This window comes from uncultured Microbacterium sp. (assembly GCF_913776565.1).
In the GTDB taxonomy this organism is placed as follows: domain Bacteria; phylum Actinomycetota; class Actinomycetes; order Actinomycetales; family Microbacteriaceae; genus Microbacterium.
The window spans coordinates 1-3,124 of record NZ_CAJYPF010000202.1 but is presented as its reverse complement, the minus strand read 5'-3'; the positions used below and the strand labels follow the sequence as shown (position 1 = coordinate 3,124).

Here is a 3,124-nt window from a genome sequence, read left to right as displayed (position 1 = left end):
ATCCGGTCCGGATGTCTCGGACACCCAACCGAAGGTGAGGGGAGGTGGCGAGCTCGCGAGACACCGAGCGCGCCCTGAACACTCGACGGCATGTGGGGATGAGAAAAGGGGGTGGATGCCGTGGCATCCACCCCCCTTCACAGGGACTTACTCGGCGGCGTCGGCCTTCTTCTTGGCCGGAGCGCGCTTCTTGGCGGGCGCCTTCGCGGGGGCCTCGTCGGCGGGAGCCTCGTCCGCGGCCTTCTTCTTGGCGGGGGCGCGCTTCTTGGCGGGCGCCTTGGCGGGCGCCTCGTCGGCGGCGGGGGCCTCGTCGGCCTCGACCGTCTCGTCGTCACCCTCGACGGGCTCTTCGCCCTCGACGGCGACGAAGCCGGTCAGGTCGACCGTCTTGCCGGCGGTGTCGACGACGGTGACCTTGCCGAGCGCGATCGCGAGGGCCTTGTTGCGGGCGACCTCACCGACGAGAGCGGGCAGCTGGTTGCCCTGCTGCAGCGCGTTGACGAAGTCCTGCGGCGCCATGTTGTACTGCGCGGCCGACTGGATGAGGTACTGGGTCAGCTCGTCCTGCGAGACCTGGACGTTGGCCTCTTCGGCGATCTTGTCCAGGACCATCTGCGTGCGGAACTGCTTCTCGCTCGCCTCGGTGACCTCGGCGCGGTGCTCGTCGTCCTCAAGGCGGTTCTCGCCCTCGAGGTGCTGGTGCACCTCGTCCTCGATGAGCTGCGGCGGGACGGGGATCTCGACGGCCTCGAGCAGCGCCTCGATGAACTTGTCCCGCGCGGCGGAACCCTGCGTGAACACGGCCTGCTGCGACACGCGCTCGCTGAGCGACTCGCGCAGCTCGGCGAGGGTGTCGAACTCCGACGCCATCTGCGCGAAGTCGTCGTCGGCGTCGGGAAGCTCGCGCTCCTTGACGGCCTTGATCGTGACGGCCACCTCGGCCTCTTCGCCCGCGTGCTCGCCACCGACGAGCTTCGAGCGGAACGTGGTCTCTTCGTCGGCGGTGAGCGACTCGATGGCCTCGTCGATGCCCTCCAGCAGCTCGCCGGAGCCGATCTCGTACGACACGCCCTCGGCGCGGTCGATCTCGTTGCCGTCGATCGTGGCGACCAGGTCGAGCTCGACGAAGTCGCCGGTCTTGGCGGGGCGGTCGACGGTCACGAGCGTGCCGAAGCGCGCGCGCAGGCGGTCGAGCTCGGCGTCGATGCCGGCCTCATCGGCCTCGACGGCGTCGACGGTCACCGTGATGGTGTCGTAGGCGGGCAGGTCGAACTCGGGACGAACGTCGACCTCGACGTCGACGACCAGGTCGCCGGAGAAGTCCTTCAGCTCGGGCAGCTCCACGATCTCGGCGTTGGGGCGGCCGATGACGCGCAGCTCGTTGGCCTCGACGGCCTGGCGGTAGAACCCGTCGAGACCCTCGTTGACGGCGTGCTCGATGACGGCGCCGCGGCCCATGCGCTGGTCGATGATCGGCGCGGGAACCTTGCCCTTGCGGAAGCCGGGGATCTGCACGTCACGCGCGATGTGCTCGTAGGCGTGGGCGATGCTCGGCTTGAGCTCGTCGGGCGAGACCGTGATGTGCAGCTTGACCCGGGTGGGGCTGAGCTTCTCGACGGTGCTGTTGACCATGCGGTTCGTTCTCCTCGTGTGGCCCGCGCGCACGCGGGGGCCGGCTAGGCCTGTGGTCTGTGGGGCCGTGACGTCGGGGCGACAGGATTTGAACCTGCGGCCTCCCGCTCCCAAAGCGGGCGCTCTACCAAGCTGAGCTACGCCCCGGGGCGGCGCGCGGCACGCGCCGACGAAACGACCGCTGAAAGTCTAGACGATCGGCCTGGATGCGCCGATTTCTCCGGTGGATGCGTGTCGAACCCTGCCTCGCCGCGTTCGCGAGGCGCTGTCGAGTGTCGTAGAGTAGGAAACGTCCGATGCTTCGCGGCCTCACAGCCGCGGAAATCCGGGGCTGTAGCTTAGTGGTAAAGCCTCTGTCTTCCAAACAGATGATGCGAGTTCGATTCTCGTCAGCCCCTCCGTCTTTTCGGCGCCGTCCCGGCGCAAAGCACCTTCACTGCCTCACGCGCCATCTGGCGCCCCTGATAGATTGCTGACGTGCGTGCGGGGCGCACGCGCACGGAGTGGGTGGGATGATGCGCGGAACGACGACGATACGGGTCATCTCCGCGCTTTCACTCACCGTGATCATGGCGATGGGCCTCACCTCGTGCACGACCCGCCCCGACTCGGGAGGCGACTTCGCCGCGCAACGTGAGACGGTGACCGCCTTTATAGCTGCTCTCGAGCGCGGCGACGCCGAACAAGCGGCGACGTACCTGTCCGACACCGCATCGTTCCCGCGTCAGGCGCTCACGAACGACTTCTATGCGAAAGCAGTTTCTCGCCCCACTGACGCACGCGTCACCGTCGCCACCGAGATCGACGACGCGGTCGCCGTACAGCTCGACTTCCGCCTCGGCGACGACCGCCGCGAGTTGAACCTGATGCTCGACCATTCGAACCCGCCGCGGATCGAGCAGTGGTCGGGAATGCCGACGATCCTCCGCTCCACCGCGGGCACCGGTCGCGTCGCGGTGTCGGATGACCTGACGATAGAGCTCGACGCACAGTCGACCTACGCCTCGCTTCTTCCCGCGCGATACCGGATCGCCTTCACAGGCACCGCGAGCGCGGGGCGGGTCGATGGCTTCGAGCTGGACTTCCCCGTGACACCGGGGGCCGCCGACGCGCAACTACCCGACGGTGTGCGCTTTGCCGGCGGGGCGCTCGACTTCGTGGACTGACACCCTCGGCCAGTGCTCGGCGAGGTCAGGCGCCCCGCTCGTTGCCGTCGACACCCGTCGCGGCATACTGACGCTGCTGAGCAGCGCGATGACGATCCCCGTGAGTGAGATAGGTCCGAGCGTTTCGCAGGATCTTCTCGCGCTCCTCGGCGGTGAGAACCCGCCGCACCTTCGCCGGCACCCCCGCCACCAGGGACCCTGCAGGAACCACCGTGCCCTCCAGCACGACCGCTCCCCCGGCCACGAGGCATCCTGGCCCGATGTTCGCGCCCGACAGGATGACGCTGCCCATACCCACCAGCGACCCGTCGCCGATCGTGCACGGG

2 protein-coding genes, 2 tRNA genes and 1 pseudogene are annotated in these 3,124 nt (G+C 68.3%); 2 read left to right on the top strand and 3 right to left on the bottom strand.

Annotated elements, in window-relative coordinates:
• Positions 1–147: 147 nt before the first annotated feature.
• On the bottom strand, positions 148–1,632 hold the full coding sequence (gene tig / locus QZ433_RS11325) for a trigger factor (RefSeq protein ID WP_295783405.1): 1,485 nt from the start codon (positions 1,630–1,632) through the stop codon (positions 148–150).
• A gap of 73 nt (positions 1,633–1,705) precedes the next feature.
• Positions 1,706–1,779, bottom strand: a tRNA-Pro gene (locus QZ433_RS11320).
• 180 nt (positions 1,780–1,959) lie between these two features.
• On the opposite strand from QZ433_RS11320, the gene QZ433_RS11315 reads away from it, so the two are divergent.
• Together QZ433_RS11315 and QZ433_RS11310 are read left to right on the top strand one after the other, a co-directional pair.
• Positions 1,960–2,030, top strand: a tRNA-Gly gene (locus QZ433_RS11315).
• Positions 2,031–2,144: 114 nt separating this feature from the next.
• On the top strand, positions 2,145–2,798 hold the full coding sequence (locus QZ433_RS11310) for a hypothetical protein (RefSeq protein WP_295783403.1): 654 nt from the start codon (positions 2,145–2,147) through the stop codon (positions 2,796–2,798).
• 25 nt (positions 2,799–2,823) lie between these two features.
• Here QZ433_RS11310 and QZ433_RS11305 read toward each other — a convergent pair.
• Positions 2,824–3,124, bottom strand: a pseudogene (locus QZ433_RS11305) (gamma carbonic anhydrase family protein); the annotation flags it as partial.